The 16,562-nt window shown below is 67.5% G+C and carries 7 protein-coding genes; 6 read left to right on the forward strand and 1 reads right to left on the reverse strand.

Going from position 1 to position 16,562, the window contains the following annotated elements:
• Positions 1–9 precede the first annotated feature (9 nt).
• Both M1248_RS02345 and M1248_RS02350 read left to right on the forward strand, forming a co-directional pair.
• Complete coding sequence (locus M1248_RS02345) at positions 10–3,489, forward strand: amino acid adenylation domain-containing protein (RefSeq protein WP_317147428.1); 3,480 nt, start codon at positions 10–12, stop codon at positions 3,487–3,489.
• A 126-nt stretch (positions 3,490–3,615) separates the two neighbouring features.
• A complete protein-coding gene (locus M1248_RS02350) occupies positions 3,616–5,136 on the forward strand; it encodes an HNH endonuclease signature motif containing protein (protein WP_317147429.1) in 1,521 nt (506 codons plus the stop codon).
• Positions 5,137–5,151: 15 nt separating this feature from the next.
• Here the strand turns inward: M1248_RS02350 and M1248_RS02355 are convergent, their stop codons facing one another.
• On the reverse strand, positions 5,152–6,012 hold the full coding sequence (locus M1248_RS02355) for an LLM class F420-dependent oxidoreductase (RefSeq protein WP_163729595.1): 861 nt from the start codon (positions 6,010–6,012) through the stop codon (positions 5,152–5,154).
• Positions 6,013–6,317: 305 nt separating this feature from the next.
• On the opposite strand from M1248_RS02355, the gene M1248_RS02360 reads away from it, so the two are divergent.
• Genes M1248_RS02360 through M1248_RS02375 form a run of 4 tightly spaced genes read left to right on the forward strand, consistent with a single transcriptional unit; the run spans position 6,318 to position 16,530 of the window.
• Positions 6,318–7,064 carry a thioesterase II family protein gene (locus M1248_RS02360; RefSeq protein ID WP_163729593.1) on the forward strand — a complete coding sequence of 249 codons (747 nt, stop codon included), beginning with the start codon at positions 6,318–6,320 and terminating at the stop codon, positions 7,062–7,064.
• On the forward strand, positions 7,054–8,358 hold the full coding sequence (locus M1248_RS02365; protein WP_163729591.1) for a polyketide synthase: 1,305 nt from the start codon (positions 7,054–7,056) through the stop codon (positions 8,356–8,358). The genes M1248_RS02360 and M1248_RS02365 overlap by 11 nt, the downstream gene beginning before the upstream one ends.
• Positions 8,358–11,333, forward strand: a complete 2,976-nt coding sequence (mbtD, locus tag M1248_RS02370; protein WP_317147430.1) for a mycobactin polyketide synthase MbtD — start codon at positions 8,358–8,360, stop codon at positions 11,331–11,333. Before M1248_RS02365 ends, mbtD begins: the two co-directional genes overlap by 1 nt.
• A complete protein-coding gene (locus tag M1248_RS02375) occupies positions 11,326–16,530 on the forward strand; it encodes a non-ribosomal peptide synthetase (RefSeq protein WP_317147431.1) in 5,205 nt (1,734 codons plus the stop codon). The genes mbtD and M1248_RS02375 overlap by 8 nt, the downstream gene beginning before the upstream one ends.
• Positions 16,531–16,562 lie beyond the last annotated feature (32 nt).

Below are 16,562 nucleotides of genomic sequence, written 5' to 3' on the forward strand. Positions count from 1 at the left end.
GAGGAGAGCGTGGCTTTTGCGGGTGGGGCGACAGACAACAGAGGTGCCGCCGTTCACGCCATCCGGGAGGAAGTCGCCGAACTTCTCGGCGTGAACCCCGACGAGGTCGACCCCGAGGGCGACCTGATCGCGTCCGGGCTCGACTCGATCCGCATGATGTCGCTGTCGGGTCGCTGGCGTAAGCGGGGGATTCCGGTCAACTTCGCCGCGCTGGCGGAGAACCCGACGGTGGCAGCATGGTCGGCGCTGGTCGCGCAGCACTCCGGTGATCCCGCCGAGGCCGCGGACACGGCCGTCGAGAGCGACGATGACGACGACGGTGTTTTCCCGCTCGCACCGATGCAGCACGCGATGTGGTTGGGCCGCAACGACGATCAGCAACTCGGCGGCGTCGCGGCACACCTTTACGTGGAGTTCGACGGCGCGGGCGTCGACCCGACCCGTCTGCGTGAGGCGGCAGCAAAACTTGTTGCACGCCATCCGATGTTGCGGGTGGAGATTCTGCCGGACGGTACCCAGCGGATCGGTGATCGCGGCCTTCCGGTCACGGTCTACGACCTGCGCGAGATGGACGCCGAAGGGGCTGAGCAGCGACTGGAGACCATTCGGCAGCAGAAGTCGCACCAACTGCTCGACGGCGATGTGCTCGAACTGAGCCTGTCGTTGCGCCCGGACGGGCGGACGCGGCTGCACGTCGACATGGACATGAACGCCGCGGACGCGGTGAGTTACCGCAAGTTCATGGCCGACCTCGCGGTGTTCTACCGCGGCGGCGAACTGCCCGAGCTGGGCTACACGTACCGCCGATACCGTGCCGCGTTGACGGCGACCGATCCCGGGCCCTCCGACGAGGACCGCCGGTGGTGGGCAGAGCGCCTGCCCGAACTCCCCGAATCGCCTGCGCTGCCACTGGTTCCGCTCGCCGAGCAAGCCGACCCCCGCAGCAGCGTCCGACTTTGGCACATCTTCCATGTCGAGACGCGCGATGCACTCTTCGCCGCAGCACACCGTCGCGGGTTCACCCCCGCGATGGCCGTCGCGGCGTCGTACTCGAATGCGTTGGCGCGCTGGTCGAGCGGCTCACGGTTCCTGCTCAACCTGCCGATGTTCGGTAGGGAACCGTTCCACCCCGACGTCGAGAAACTGGTCGGCTGCTTCACCTCGTCACTGATGCTCGACATCGACCTGACGCGCACCAGCACACCCGCCGAGCGGACCCGTGCCGTGCAGGAGACGTTGCACAACACCGCTCGGCACTCGAGCTACTCGGGTCTGTCGGTGCTGCGCGACCTGGGACGCCACCGCGGCAACCAGACGCTCGCGCCGATCGTCTACACCAGCGCGCTCGGACTCGGCGATCTGTTCGCCGGTGAGGTCACCGAATTGTTCGGCGCTCCCGTATGGACCATTTCGCAAGGCCCGCAGGTGCTCATCGATGCGCAGGCGACGCCGCTGGCGACCGGTCTGATGATCAACTGGGACGTCCGCGTCGACGCGTTCCGTCCCGGTGTCGCCGACGCGATGTTCGCCTACCACCTGGCCGAGTTGACCAGGCTGGCCGCCGACGACGCGGCGTGGGACGCAAGCGATCCGCCCGCGGTGCCCGCGGCGCAACGAGCCGTCCGCGCCGCGGTGAACAGTGCGACCGCACCGCCGAGCGGGGAGACGATCCACCAAGGGTTCTTCCGCAATGCGGTGGCTGCGCCTGACGCGCCCGCGGTGTTCAGCGACGACGGCGACCTGACCTATGGCGCGGTACGCACCCGGGCGCTTGCGGTCACGGAAGCCCTACGCGGCAGTGGGGTTCGTCCCGGCGACCTGGTGGCGTTGATCGGTCCCAAGTGCGCCGAGCAGATTCCCGCGACGCTCGGAATTCTCGCCGCCGGTGCCGCCTACCTTCCGATCGGTGCCGATCAGCCGACCGACCGCACCGCCCGCATCCTGGAATCGAGCGGTGTGGCGGCCGTCCTGCTCTGTGGTGGTGCCGATCCGGTCGAGACCGCGGTGCCGGTGATCACCGCCGCGACGGCAATGCAACATGCCGTCGATGTTGAACCCACCCCGGTCGAACCGCACGACCTGGCCTACGTGTTGTTCACGTCGGGCTCGACCGGTGAGCCCAAGGGCGTAGAGCTGACACACGACGCGGTGATGAACACCATCGAATTCGTCAGCGGCCGCTACGAACTCGGTCCGTCCGACCGGAGTCTGGCTCTGGCGTCGCTGGAAGCCGACATGTCGGTGCTGGAGATCTTCGCGATCCTGCGGACCGGTGGTGCCGTCGTCGTGGTGGACGAGGCGCACCGTCGGGATCCCGACGTCTGGGCGGGGCTGATCCACAAGCATTCGGTGACGTTCCTCAACTGGATGCCGGGCTGGCTGGACATGCTCCTCGAGGTCGGCGGCGATCGGCTGGACACGCTGCGGGTGGTGTTGCTCGGAGGCGACTGGGTGCGGCCCGAACTCATTCGGGGACTCCGCAAGTCAGCGCCCACAGTGCGCGCCGCGGGGCTGGGCGGGGCGACCGAGACCGCGGTGCACGGCACGATCTGCGAGGTCGATGTTCCGCCGGCGCACTGGACCTCGATTCCTTACGGCATGCCGTTCCCGAACAACGTCTGCCGGGTGGCGGCCGCCGACGGATCGGACTGCCCGGACTGGGTACCGGGCGAACTGTGGTTCGCAGGGCGCGGCATCGCACGCGGGTATCGCGGGCGACCGGACCTGACGGCCGAGAAGTTCGTCGAATACGACGGTCGAACCTGGTACCGGACAGGTGATCTCGTCCGATACCAGCCTGACGGAACCTTGGAGTTCGTCGGCCGCATCGATCACCGGGTAAAGATCAGCGGTTACCGCATCGAGCTCGGCGAGGTGGAAGCGGCCCTCAAGCGGGTGCCGCACATCGACGCGGCGGTGGCCGACGTGATCCCGGGCGATCCGGATGTACTTGCCGCGCTGGTCCGTACCGACGACCCGAGTGTCGAATCGCACGCCGTCGCGGCCGCGCTGGCCGAGCTGGTTCCTGCGCACATGATTCCCAAGATCATCGTCGTGAGCGATCAAATCCCGTTCACGGTGAACGGCAAGCTCGACCGCAAGGCCGCCGCCCGGGTGTTGGCGCAAGCCGAACTGCCGGCCGCCAACGCTTTCCGCCCGGCATCCACGCCACTGGAGTCGGCGCTCGTCGCGATCGTCGGCGAGGTGCTCAACATCGCGGCCGACAAGATCGGCATCGATGACGACTTCTTCTCCCTCGGTGGCGATTCCGTGCTGGCTACCCAGGTGATCGCGCGGGTCCGGGACTGGCTCGATACGCCCACGGTGCTCGTCACGGACATGTTCGCGGCGCGATCGGTGTCGAAGTTGGCAGAACGACTCGTCAGTCGGGAACCGGATGCGGATCGGCTCAACATGGTCGCCGAGGTGTATCTGGAGGTGGCTGCGATGGACACCGCCGACGTACTCTCTGAATTGGCGGGCGGCTAGTTCACGGACGGCTCTGAATCCCCTGCGTCACAACAGTTTCAGAAGTCCGCGCTTTGGCGGAGACCCTTAGAGATCTCTTCGGATTATTTCTAGAGGTTTCTTAGGTTTCGAACGTATGTTCGAGTCATGAGTGCGGAGGCGCTGCGGGAAGCGATCGCAGCCCTGCGTGCCGCGCATGATCACTTGGCCGCGCTGCCCATCGACGTGCTGACGAAGTCCGAATTGGTTGATGCTCTTGATGAACTGGAGGCGCTGTCGTGTCAGTTGCCGACTCAGGGCCACCGGATGTTGGCCCGCGTGCAGATCGAGGCGACGGCCAAGGAGATGGGCGCGAAGTCCTGGCGTCAGGTGTTGGCGACGCGATGGCGCATCTCGACGTCGGAGGCGGGGCGTCGCCTCGATGAGGCGGCGCTGTTGGGACCGCGCCGCGCGTTGACCGGAGAGCCGCTGGACCCGGTGCTGCCGTGTGTTGCGCTCGCGCAGGCGCGCGGAATGATCAACGGCGAGCATCTCGAGGTGCTGCGGAAGGCGATGGACCGTATCCCGCCCGCGATCGACACCCTGACCCGCGCGCAGATCGAAGTCGATCTGGTCGGCCACGCGGTCGGATTGGGACCCAAGGAACTCAGGGATCAGGCCGAGCGCACCCTGTTCCTGCTGGACCAGGACGGTCCCGAACCCGACGATGCCGAACGCGCACGTCGCCGCGGCGTGTCAAAGGGCCCGCAGGGTTCGGACAAGATGAGCCCGTTGAGGGGCAATCTCACCCCGGAGTTGGCGGCCACGCTGGAGGCGATCTACGCCAAGTGGGCCGCGCCTGGGATGTGCAATCCCGATGATGAGAGCCCCTGCATCTCGGGCACTCCGAGCCAAGCCCAGATCGACAACGACCAGCGGACGCTTGCACAGCGCCAGCATGACGCGCTGCTGGCGGTGGGGCGCAGTGTGTTGGCCAGCGGGGTGCTGGGACAGCACAACGGGTTGCCGACCTCGATCATCATCCGCACCACCCTGCAGGATTTGGAGAGCCGCGCGGGGGTCGGCGTCAGCGGCGGCGGCACGGTGGTGCCGATCCGCGATGTGATCCGCATGGCCGCGCACGCCAATCAGTTTCTGGCGGTGTTCGACGAGGCGACTGGTTCGGCGTTGGATCTGTTTCGGGCTCGGCGGGTGGCGTCCCCGGCGCAGCGGCTGATGCTGATCGCCCGCGATGGGGGGTGCACGAAACCGGGGTGCACCGTTCCGGCGTATGGCAGCCAGGTTCATCACGCTGCCAAGGATTGGGCCGATGACGGGTTGACCAATGTCGATGAGCTCGGGTTGGCGTGCGGGCCGGATAACCGGATGGTCGGCGCGGGCGGGTGGACCACCCAGATGAACGAGGACCACGAGGTGCAATGGATCCCGCCCGCGCACTTGGACACCGGCCAAGCCCGCGTCAACGACTACCACCGCCCCGAACGGCTACGCCCACCCAGCGACGAACCCATCGAGGAACCGGCAATACGGGCCGATGACACACCCTCAGACGATGTCCCACCATTCGAAAACGCGCGATTCGACGACGAATGGCTCATCGGACCACCCGATTACGAACCGATCCTCAACCCGCACGAACCCGGCGGCCCAGAACCCAACGCCGCCTGAGGCGCTGGCGGGTGGCTAGTTCAGCGCGGCGGCCAGTCGGCGCCACTGATCGCGGGGGAATTCCCTGGGATCGGCGGTGAGCACCTGCACGCAGACATGGTCGGCACCCGCAGAGAGGTGCTCGTTCACCCGGCCGAGCACGGTCGCTTCGTCGCCCCACGCGATGATCGCGTCGAACAGCCGATCGCTGACCGACGCCAAGTCCTCCTGGGTGAAGCCGGAGCGCAGCAGGTTGTTGGCATAGTTCGGCAGCGCCAAATACGAACGCAGCCAATCCGTTCCAAGCGTCCGCGCCTCGTCCCTGTCTTCGCTGAGCAGCACCGTCTGCTCGGGCAGCAGCAGCGGGCCTTCGCCGAGATGCTCACGGGCGTAGCGGGTGTGGTCCGGCGTCACCAGATAGGGATGAGCGCCGCGGGCCCGTGTCGCAGACAGTTCGAGCATCTTCGGACCCAGCGCGGCGAGCACCCGGTTCGCGACGGGCACCGGGTTGTCGGTCGCGTCGATCGCATCCAGGTAGGCACGCGTCGCGGCGAGCGGCTTCTTGTAGAGGCCCGGTTCCTTGGAATCGATGAGTGGAGCGTGGCTCACGCCGATGCCGAGCAGAAAGCGTTCACCATGTTGAGCCGTCAACTCTGCATACCTGGTAGCCACGTCCGCGGGCTCGTGCATCCACAGATTCAGGATCCCGGTGGCGATCACGACGCTCTTGGTCGTCGCCAGCAGATTGCTCACTGAGTCGAGCACCGGACCGCCCACGTCCGGGATCCACAGCGCGGTGAACCCGAGCTCCTCGAGCTCGGCCGCGGCCTCGGCGGCCTCTCCGGCGTCGCCGTAGCGCAACTGAGAACTCCACACTCCGACGCCTGCCAGATCCATCCGTTGATCCTTTCCCGGGCAACTAGCCACTCACGCTACCGTCGGCGCCCGGCAACCCATCGTCGGGGGCCACGGACTCACGCCGACCGTGTCTGCCCAGGTGGCAAGCCATCCGAACGTGCGTGAACGTGGTCGAGCTCACCCGCTCGGACCCCGGACGTACGAGTCTCCGACACGCTCAATTAGGGTAACCTCACCAACCTAGGACAGCCTGCGCTAATTCATGCTGGGAGGGTTCGTGCGTTCTCGCTGCGGTGCTGCAGGCCGTCCCGAACGACCGACCGAAAACCATCGCCGAGCCGCCGATGATTGACGAACAGAGCCAGCTGACCTTCCAGCCCTGGATCAAACGATCCCCGGGTCGAAAGAGCGACGGCGCGACCGTGGTGTTTCCCCACGCGGGGGGCGCCGCCGCGGCCTACCGGGGCTTCGCCGCGGCGTTGGCTGCCGGCGGCGCCGACGTCTACGTCGTGCAGTACCCCCAGCGAGCGGACCGGCTCACTCACCCCGCCCCGGACACCGTCGAAGACTTGGCCGCGCAACTCTTCGACGCCGGCGAATGGACCCGACTCGGGCCGATGAAACTGTTCGGCCACTGCATGGGCGCCGTGATCGCGTTCGAGTTCGCTCGCGTCGCCGAAGCCAAGGGTGCCGACGTGAGCAGCCTCTGGGCGTCGGCGAGCCAGGCGCCCTGCACGATCGCCACCTCACCACGGCTACCCACCGCCGAGGCGGAGGTGATCGCGAACATGGTCGACCTGGGCGGCACCGATGAGCGGCTGCTCGCCGACGAGGACTTCGTCGACCTGCTCGTTCGCGCCGTGCGCGCCGACTACCTGGCGTTCAACCGTTACGCGTGCGGCGACGATGTCCAACTGCGCGCCGACATCCACACCATCGGCGGCCGCAACGACCACCGGGTGAACGAGGACATGCTGCGCCGTTGGACCACACACGCCGGCGGGGCGTTCACACTGTCGCTTTTCGATGGTGGGCACTTCTACATCAACGACCATCTCGACGCCGTTGCGGAGCTCGTCAATGACGTCTAGCGACGCGGACGCCGTCGTGATCGCCGGGATGGCGATTGAAGCGCCCGGCGGAATCGATACCGCGGACGCCTACTGGTCGTTGCTGTCCGAGCGACGCGAGGCGTTGAGCCCGTTTCCGCGGGACCGCGGCTGGTCAGTCCGCAAGGTGCTCGACGGGTCACACCGCGAGGGGTTCAAGCCGATCCACGATCTCGGCGGATTCCTCTCCGGTGGCGCGACTTTCGATGCGGAATTCTTCGGTATCTCGCCGCGCGAGGCCGTAGCGATGGACCCGCAGCAACGGGTCGCGTTGCGCGTGGCCTGGCGTGCACTAGAGAACACCGGGATCAACCCCGACGACCTCGTCGGTCACGATGTGGGCTGCTACATCGGTGCGTCGACAATGGGTTACGGTCCCGATCTCGCCGAGTTCACCAACCTCACGGGCCATTTGATGGCCGGTACCGCCCTCGGACCTGTTTCCGGGCGGATCGCCTACACGCTCGGGCTGGCCGGACCGGCGATGACGATCGATACCTCATGCTCCTCGACATTGACCGCAATTCATCTAGCCGCGCAGGCGATTCGGTCAGGGGATTGCGACATGGCGATCGCCGGCGGGGTCTGTGTGATGGGGTCACCGGGATTCTTCGTCGAGTTCTCCAAGCAGCACGCGCTGTCCGACGACGGTCGCTGCCGCCCGTACAGCGCGCACGCAAGCGGCACCGTATGGGCCGAAGGCGCGGCGATGTTCGTGCTGCAGCGACGTTCCGCCGCACTTCGCGATGGACACCACGTACTCGGCGAACTTCGAGCGACATGTCTCAACCAGGACGGTCGCTCCGTCGGGTTGACGGCGCCGAGCGGCCCCGCGCAGACGCGGCTGTTTCAACGTGCGCTGCGCCAAGCCGGAATCCGTGCCGAACAGGTCGGCATGGTCGAAGGTCACGGCACCGCAACCCGACTCGGCGACCGCACCGAACTCACCTCCTTGGCCCAGACCTACGGGGCCACCGAACCTGGCCGCGGCGCACTGCTCGGATCGGTGAAGTCGAACATCGGCCACACTCAGGCCGCTGCGGGCGGGCTCGGCCTGGCCAAAGTGCTCATCGCCGCTGCGCGCGAAGCCGTGCCCGCGAGCCTGCACACAGCCGAGGCAAGTCGCGAAATCGATTGGGAAAAGCAAGGTCTGCGGCTGGCAACCGAACTCACACCGTGGCCCGCGACGGATGGGCACCGGTTGGCCGCGGTGACGGCGTTCGGGATGAGCGGCACCAACGCGCACGTCATCGTCTCCGTACCGGAAGCCGCGTGATGCCCACCAACGGACTTCCCGACGGCCGCGAGCTCGTTGTCCTCAGTGCGCACGCCGAGGAACTTCTCACCACCGATGCCGACGCGATCCTTCGGTACCTGCGCCCCGGCACGGACGTCTCTGCCGTTGCGGCCACGCTCCTCCGCACGCGCAGGCTGCGGCGGCACCGCGCCGTCGTCCGCGCGGCGAGCATCGCTGAATTGGTCGAAGGCCTGCAGGCGCTCAGCGCCGGAAACGAACATCCGATGGTGGCGACATCGTCGGAAACAAGCACCGGTAAAACGGTTTTCGTCTTTCCCGGCCAGGGCAACCAATGGCCGTCGATGGGAGCCGATGCTTACGATCGGTCACCGGTGTACCGCGCCCAGGTAGATGAATGCGTGGCGGCGTTCGCCGCCGCCGGCCACGTTTCGCCGCTGCCGTACCTCACCGCGCACACCGGTGGTGGCGACTGGTCGCAGGTCGAGATCCAGGGCGCGCAGTTCGTCCACGCCGTGTGTGTGGCTCATATCTGGCAATCCTGCGGGGTGACACCCGACATCACTGTCGGCCACAGCCTGGGTGAAGTGGCAGCGGCATACGTCGCCGGTCGAATAACACTCACCGATGCGGTCGCCGTGGTCATCGCGCGTGCGAAAGCGGTCGACCGCCTGCAGGGCGACTATCGCATGGCCGCGCTGGGCATTTCGGTCGGGGAGGCCGAGCACCTGATCGCCACCGTCGAAGGCTGGCTCGAGGTGTCGGCGGTCAACTCGAAGTCGTCGGTCGTCGTCTCGGGCCAGCGCGATGCCGTCACCGCTCTGGTGGCCACCGCATCGGATCGGGGTCTGTTCGCCCGCGAGCTCGGCGTGAATTATCCAGGCCACACCACCGCGCTGGAGGCGCTGCACGACGACCTGTCGGCCCTCTTGCCCAAGGGTCAGTTCGGCCCTGCACCAGTGCAATTCATCGGGTCGGTCACCGGTCAAGCCGTGCCGGCAGGGACCGGTTTCGCGCACTACTGGTACCGCAATCTGCGCGATACGGTGCGTTTCGACCGCGCCGTCGACGCGGCTCGCAGACAGGGCGGAGCCCGGTTCATCGAGATGTCGGCGCACGCGTCGCTGCTGTTCGCGTTGGAAGATCTGACCGGCGACGGGCCTGAGCCCCCGCTCATCGTCGGATCTGGTCGACGCGACGAACCGCTCATCGACACTTTGTCGGCCGGCATCGCCGCCGTCGCGGTCGCCGATCCGGGGTTCGGATGGTCCGTCTTGGCCGACACGGGGATGCCAGTGCTCCAGGGCTTTCCCAATGCGCCGATGAGTGAGGTACACGTATGGGCCGAACCCGAACCGCTGGCACCCGTGTTCGGGTTGACCGTTTCGAGTGAGAAGTGGAAGCAGAGCGCCGTATTCGCCACAACGGGTGCGCACCGGCGAATCGCAGTCGTCGACCTGGTGGGTCCGGGCAGTTCGCTGTCGGCGCAATTGAGGACCGCCATCGCGCGGCACGGCGACGCGGAACCAGCCCAGCCGGGCGAGGCCGACCTCGTCCTCGCGATCGCCCCGCTGCTCGACCACCCCGACGCCGAGGTCGCCGCTGCGCAGATCGCACGAATCGTGGGCGAGGGTCTGTTCGACTATGCCGATGCCGGGGGATCGGCCTGCCGCGACCTATGCCTTGTGACGGTCGGCGGCGAACACGTACTTCTCGATGAGCCCGTTGCGCTACCGGCGCAGGCGGCACTGGCCGCGATGCACCGCAGCATCGGTTACGAACGACCCGACCAAGCGTTCCGCCATCTGGATCTGCCGTCCTGGGAGATCGACGACGCCACCGCGACGGTGGTCATCGACGCCGCGCGTGGCCGTGTGCACGAGGGAGCGGTCCGCGACAGCGCCTCCGGCCCTGCCCTTTTCGTCCGCACGCTATCCGAGTCCGATGCTCCCGCCCTGGACTGGAAGCTCGACGACGGACTGCTGGACAACGTGGTGATCACCGGTGGAACCGGGGCGGTCGGACTGCACTTCGCGCGGTATCTCGCAGAGCAGGGCGCTCGCCGCATCGTGCTGCTCAGCCGAACGGGCGTCGACGCGGCGATCGTGGCCGAACTGACGGGTGTCGCTGGCTTCGCCGGTGTCGAGATCGTCGCCCCTCCGTGTGATCTGCGCTCCGCCGAGCAGGTCTCGGCCGTCGCGCGGGATCACGGCGCCACAGGGGCGTCGCTCCTCATCCACGCGGCGGGGGCTGCGAGCTTCGACGACTTCGCAGATATCTCCTCGGAGTCCTTCTCCGATACCGCGGCGGCCAAGATCGGCGGCTTCGCGCGCATGACCGATTTGTGGCCACTGCGTTCTGATACGCGAATCCTGGTGTGCTCCTCGGTGTCCGGTGTGTGGGGCGGCCGCGGCCACGCAGCGTACTCGGCTGCCAACCGGATGCTCGACGTGATGGCTGGTCAGCTGCGGGCCAAGGGCCAGCATTGCGTCGCCCTCCGATACGGGCTATGGCGCACGGATCCTGGCCGCGACAGCGGTATCACGGCTCGTGCCGGCGTGAGCGCCATCGAGCGCTCGGGACTGCTGCCGATGGCGCCCGGGTCTGCAGTCGCCGCCAGCCTGCGTGAGCACGAATCCGATCCGATGATCATGGCCGCCGACCCCGACCGGCTGCGAAAGTTCCTCGACAGCCAGACCGTCGAGCAATCCGGCGCGGCGGCCCCCTCGGCCAGCACCCGCAGCGGCGAAGGGCCGACCAGAGTCATCGCCGAAGTTGCTTCGGTGCTCGGCATCGACGCCGCGACGATCGACCGACAGACATCGCTGCTCGACCTCGGCTTGGATTCACTGCTCGCCCTTGATCTGCGCAAGCGGTTGCGGCGGGTGACCGGTGCATCGGTGCCGCTGGGCGCCCTGCTCGGTGGCATCACCAGCGCTGAACTCATCGCCGACCTCGACACCCGATTACAGAAGGTGGAAACGACGCGTGACTGACATCGCCGATATTCGCGAACACGCCGATGAGCGCCGGCTGGAGCTGTTGCGGCGCAGGCTTTCCGAGAAGGGCCTTCGGTCGGATGAGCAGACGCCCGTCGAGCCGACGAACACCGAACTGTCTGACGGGCAGCGTCGCATGTGGTTCGTTCAGATGGCCGACCCCACCGGCGCGATCCTCAACATCTGCCTGTCCTATCGGATCAGGGGGGCGCTGGACGTCGCGCGGCTCCGCGACAGCGTGAACGCGGTGGCCGCGCGGCATGTGCTGCTGCGCACCACGTACAGCGCGGATTCGGACGGCGAGCCGCAGCCGACCGTCCATGACGACCTGATGCCGGGCTGGTCGGCGCACGACCTGTCCGAGCTGTCCGAGCACTCCAGCAGATTGCGGCTGGAAGTGCTGGCGCAGCGTGAATTCGGCGCACCCTTCGACCTGAGTTCGGATTCGCCGCTGCGCCTGACCGTCGTGCGTACCGGTGCCGACGAACACGTCATGCTGCTCGTCGCGCACCACATCGCCTGGGACGACGGCTGCTGGCAGGTGTTCTTCGCCGACCTCACCCGCGCCTACCGCGGTGAGCAGCTCGGCGCGCCGACTCCGATCCCAACGCCGGTGTCGGGTGCCGTCGACGGCGATCTCGAGTACTGGCGCAACGTGATGGCCAATCCGCCGGAACCGCTGGAGTTGCCCGGCCCCAACGGATCTGCGATCCCGACGAACTACCGTTCGCAGCGCACCACGCTGCGGCTGCCCGACGCGACGGTGGAGCGCGTGGCCGCCGTGGCCAAGGAGTCCGGTGCCACCCCGTACATGGTGCTGCTGGCCGCATTCGGTGTGCTGATCCAGCGCTACACCCACTCCGACGACTTCCTCGTCGCCGCGCCGGTGCTCAACAGGACCGCCGACCTCGACGACGTCATCGGGTACTACGGCAACACGGTCGCGATGCGGCTGCGTCCACAGCGGGGTCAGACATTCCGTGAGGCGATTGCCGACGCCCGCGACACCGCAGTCGGTGCCTTCGCTCATCAGGGGGTCAACCTGGACCGAGTGGTCGCCGAGATCAACCCCGACCGCAGTCACGGTGTGGAGCGCATGACGCGGGTTACGTTCGGGGCGCGTGGCGCCGACGATCACGGCTTCAATCCCGACGGAATCACCTGTGAGCGAGCCGAGTTGCGCGGCCAGTTCACCCAGCTGCCGTTCGGTTTCATGGTCGAGTTCGACGGTGCGGGTATCGAGATCGAGGCCGAATATCTCGTCGAGGTTCTCGACGGCGGACTGGCCCGGCAGCTGCTCGAGCACTACGTGGTGCTGCTCGACAGCGCGCTGGCCGACCCCGGGACGCCGATCAGCGATCTCGACCTGATGGGACCCGCCTACGCCGACTGGCTGCGGAAGGTCTCAGCCGGTGAGGAATACGACACCCCGGCGACGACATTGGCCGCGTTGGTGGAGGCGCAGTCCGCCCGGACACCGGATGCGACCGCCGTGGTCTTCGAGGGACGCCATTACACCTATCGCGAGATCAACGAATCGGCGAACCGATTCGCACACTGGTTGATCAAACAGGGAATCGGCACCGAGGATCGTGTCGCCGTGCTGCTGGACCGTTCCCCAGAACTGGTGATCACCGCCCTGGGGTTGATCAAGGCCGGCGCGGTCTACCTACCCGTCGATCCGACCTATCCCGAGGATCGGTTGAACTTCATCCTGTCCGACTCCGATCCCAAACTCGTACTGCGCGAGGCCGTCGGCGGGCTCGACGGCTATTCCGCGTCGAACCCGACCGACGCCGATCGGGTCCGTCCGCTCGGACCCGAGAGCACCGCCTACCTGATCTACACGTCGGGCTCCACCGGGCTGCCCAAGGGTGTCCCCGTCCCGCACCGGCCGGTCGCCGAATACTTCGTCTGGTTCAAGGGTGACTACCAAATCGACGAGCGTGAGCGGCTGCTCCAGGTCGCCTCGCCGAGCTTCGACGTGTCTATCGGCGAGATCTTCGGCATGCTGGCATGCGGTGGACGACTGGTGATTCCGCGTCCGGACGGTCTCCGCGACGTCGGCTATCTCACCGATCTGCTGCACGACGAAGGCATCACGTCGATGCACCTCGTCCCGTCGCTGCTGGGTTTGTTGATGTCGCTGCCGGGCGTGAACCAGTGGCGCACCCTGCAACGGGTACCGATCGGCGGCGAAGCGCTCCCCGGTGAGCTCGCCGACAAATTCCACGGCACGTTCGACGCGCTGCTGCACAACTTCTACGGCCCCACCGAGACGGTGATCAACGCCAGCCGTTACAAGGTGGAGGGCAAGCAGGGCACGCGCATCGTGCCGATCGGCACGCCGAAGATCAACACCCAGATTCACCTGCTCGACGATGCGCTGAAGCCGGTCCCGGCCGGCGTCATCGGCGAGATCTACATCGGTGGAACGCATGTGGCGCGGGGTTATCACCAGCGGCCCGGGCTGACCGCCGAACGGTTCGTCGCCGACCCCTTCACCCCCGGCGCCAGGATGTACCGGTCCGGCGACCTGGCTCGCCGCAACGCCGACGGGGACATCGAATTCGTCGGCAGGGCAGACGAACAGGTGAAAATCCGCGGCTTCCGGATCGAACTCGGAGAGGTCGCCGCCGCGATCTCCGTCGACCCCAGCGTGGGTCAGGCGGTGGTCGTGGTCAGTGAGCTGCCGAACCTCGGTAGAAGCCTCGTCGGGTACCTCACGCCCGCCGACACATCCCCCGGAGCCGCCGACGACGTCGACATCGAGCGTATCCGCGCTCGGGTCGCGGCGGCACTGCCGGACTACATGACGCCGGCGGCCTACGTGGTGATCGACGAAATCCCGATCACCGCGCACGGCAAGATCGACCGCGCCGCGCTCCCGGAACCCGACGTGGACTCCTGGGCCGGCGCGGCGGCCGAATACCGCGAACCCGCCGAGGGGACGCAGCGGCGCGTCGCCGGCCTGTACGCCGAACTGCTCGGCCGCGACCGGATCGGTGCCGACGACTCGTTCTTCGACCTCGGCGGTCACTCGCTGCTCGCCACGAAACTGGTTGCCGCGGTGCGGTCGCAGTGCCACGTGGACATCGGCGTCCGCGAGGTCTTCGAACTCGGCACGGTCGCGAAGCTGGCCGAGCGCATCGACTCGATGTCGGCATCCGACTCGCGGCGCCCGCGGATCGCCGCGCTCCCACACGACGGGCCGATGCAGATGTCGGCCTCGCAGCTGCGGATGTGGTTCCAGTACCGCATCGACGGTCCCAACCCCGTCAACAACATCCCGTTCGCCGCGCGGCTCACCGGGCCGTGCGACGCCGATGCGTTCGTCCACGCGGTCCGCGACGTCGTCGCCCGGCACGAGGTCCTGCGTACCACCTACCGCGAAATCGACGGCGTGCCTTACCAGATCGTGAACGCCGCCGAAGAGGACTCGGTCTCGGTGCGGCGGGCCCGCGGTGACGACGAGGCATGGCTGGACGCCGAACTCGACCGCGAGCGGCGGCACATATTCGACCTCGAGGGCGCGCTGCCGGTCCGCGCGGCCGTGCTGTCGACACCCGATGCGCATGTGGTGTCGCTCGTGGTGCATCACATCGCGGCGGACCACTGGTCGGCCATGGTGTTGTTCAACGATCTGCTCGCCGCCTACCGGTCCCGCCGCGCCGGTGAGGCGCCGACCTTCGCGCCGCTGAACATCCAGTACGCGGACTACGCGGCGTGGCAGGCGGCACTGCTGGCCGACACCGGCGGACCCGTTGTGGCGCAACGTGACTACTGGCGCGGACGGCTGGAAGGTCTGCCCGAGGATCCGGGGCTGACCCCCGACCTCGAGCGCCCGCCGGTGCTCAGTGGTGAGGGCGATGCCGTCGAGTTCGGCATCGACGGCGCGATCCGCGCGCAGCTGACCGAACTGAGCCAGCAGGTCGGCGTCACCGAGTTCATGCTGCTGCAGCTGGCAGTCGCCGTGGCACTGCACAAAGCTGGTGAGGGCAACGACATTCCGCTGGGCACTCCGGTGGCCGGCCGCACCGAGGCCGAGCTCGATCACCTGGTCGGGTTCTTCATCAACATCGTCGTGCTGCGCAACGATCTGACCGGCAACCCGACACTGCGCGAACTGCTGCGGCAGGCCCGCGACACCGCGCTGGGCGCCTACGCCCACCAGGACCTGCCCTTCGACCAGGTGGTCGACGCAGTCCGGCCGGCGCGGTCGCTCTCTCGCAACCCGCTTTTCGGTGTCGTGGTGCACGTGCGCGAGGCCCTGCCCGCCGGGCAGGTCGTGGAGTCCTCGGCCGAGGGTGACACCGTGTTCACTGCGCTGGAGCCGCCGTTCGATGTCGCGCACGCCGACCTGTCGGTCAACTTCTTCGCCGCCGCTAAAGTTGCCGGCTCAGCCGGCGGTGCTCGGATTGCCGGCTCAGCCGGCGGTGCTCGGATTGCCGGCTCAGCCGGCGGTGACGGCGGTTATCGAGGGCACGTCATCTACCGCACCGACCTGTACCGGCGCACGACCGCGGAACGGTTGGTCCGCTGGCTCGGCCGTGTGCTGGCCGCGTTCGCCGACGATCCCGATCAGCGGCTGCGCGACATCCAGATCGCCGATCGCGAGGAACGTCAGCGGGTGTACGGGTTCAGCGTCGCGGCGGGCGTCAGCGTGCTCGACCAGTGGCGGGATCCCGTGGCAGTCGGTGTCATCGGCGACGTATACGACCACCACATCGACGAACAGGGCGCACACCTGCGACCTACAGGGAAGCGCGCGCGCTGGTCCGACAGTGGCGAGGTTGAGTACATCGAAGCCGCCATGCCGACGGCGCCGGCAGGTCCGGCTGGGCCGTTTGAGGCCGCCCGCACCGAAACTGAACGCGTCCTCGCCGCATTGCTCGCCGATGTACTCGAACTGCCCGACGTCGGTCGCAACGACGACTTCTTCAGCCTCGGCGGCGACAGCATCCTCGCGGTGCAGGTGGCCGCGAGGGCGCGCGATGCGGGATTGGCGCTGACCGCGCGAATGGTGTTCGAGCATCCTGCGATCCGGGAACTGGCGGCCACCATCGATGCGGGGGGCAGTGCGCCAGAAACCGCCGCTATCCGCCACGAGCCGATGGCCGCCTCGGGCCTGTCGCCCGACGAATTGGCGGCGGTGACATCGATGTTCCACTCGTCCCGCGACGGTGCGCAGTGACCCAAACCAGCACCAAGACCGATGCCGAGGTG

The sequence above is a fragment of the Mycobacterium sp. 29Ha genome, assembly GCF_032883055.1.
Lineage (GTDB): Bacteria > Actinomycetota > Actinomycetes > Mycobacteriales > Mycobacteriaceae > Mycobacterium > Mycobacterium gallinarum.

Coding starts and splice junctions, on each gene's coding strand:
- M1248_RS02350 (WP_317147429.1), top strand. CDS start 3,616: ATGAGTGCGGAGGCGCTGCGGGAAGCGATCGCAGCCCTGCGTGCCGCG.
- mbtD (WP_317147430.1), top strand. CDS start 8,358: ATGCCCACCAACGGACTTCCCGACGGCCGCGAGCTCGTTGTCCTCAGT.
- M1248_RS02360 (WP_163729593.1), top strand. CDS start 6,318: ATGATTGACGAACAGAGCCAGCTGACCTTCCAGCCCTGGATCAAACGA.
- M1248_RS02365 (WP_163729591.1), top strand. CDS start 7,054: ATGACGTCTAGCGACGCGGACGCCGTCGTGATCGCCGGGATGGCGATT.
- M1248_RS02355 (WP_163729595.1), bottom strand. CDS start 6,012: ATGGATCTGGCAGGCGTCGGAGTGTGGAGTTCTCAGTTGCGCTACGGC.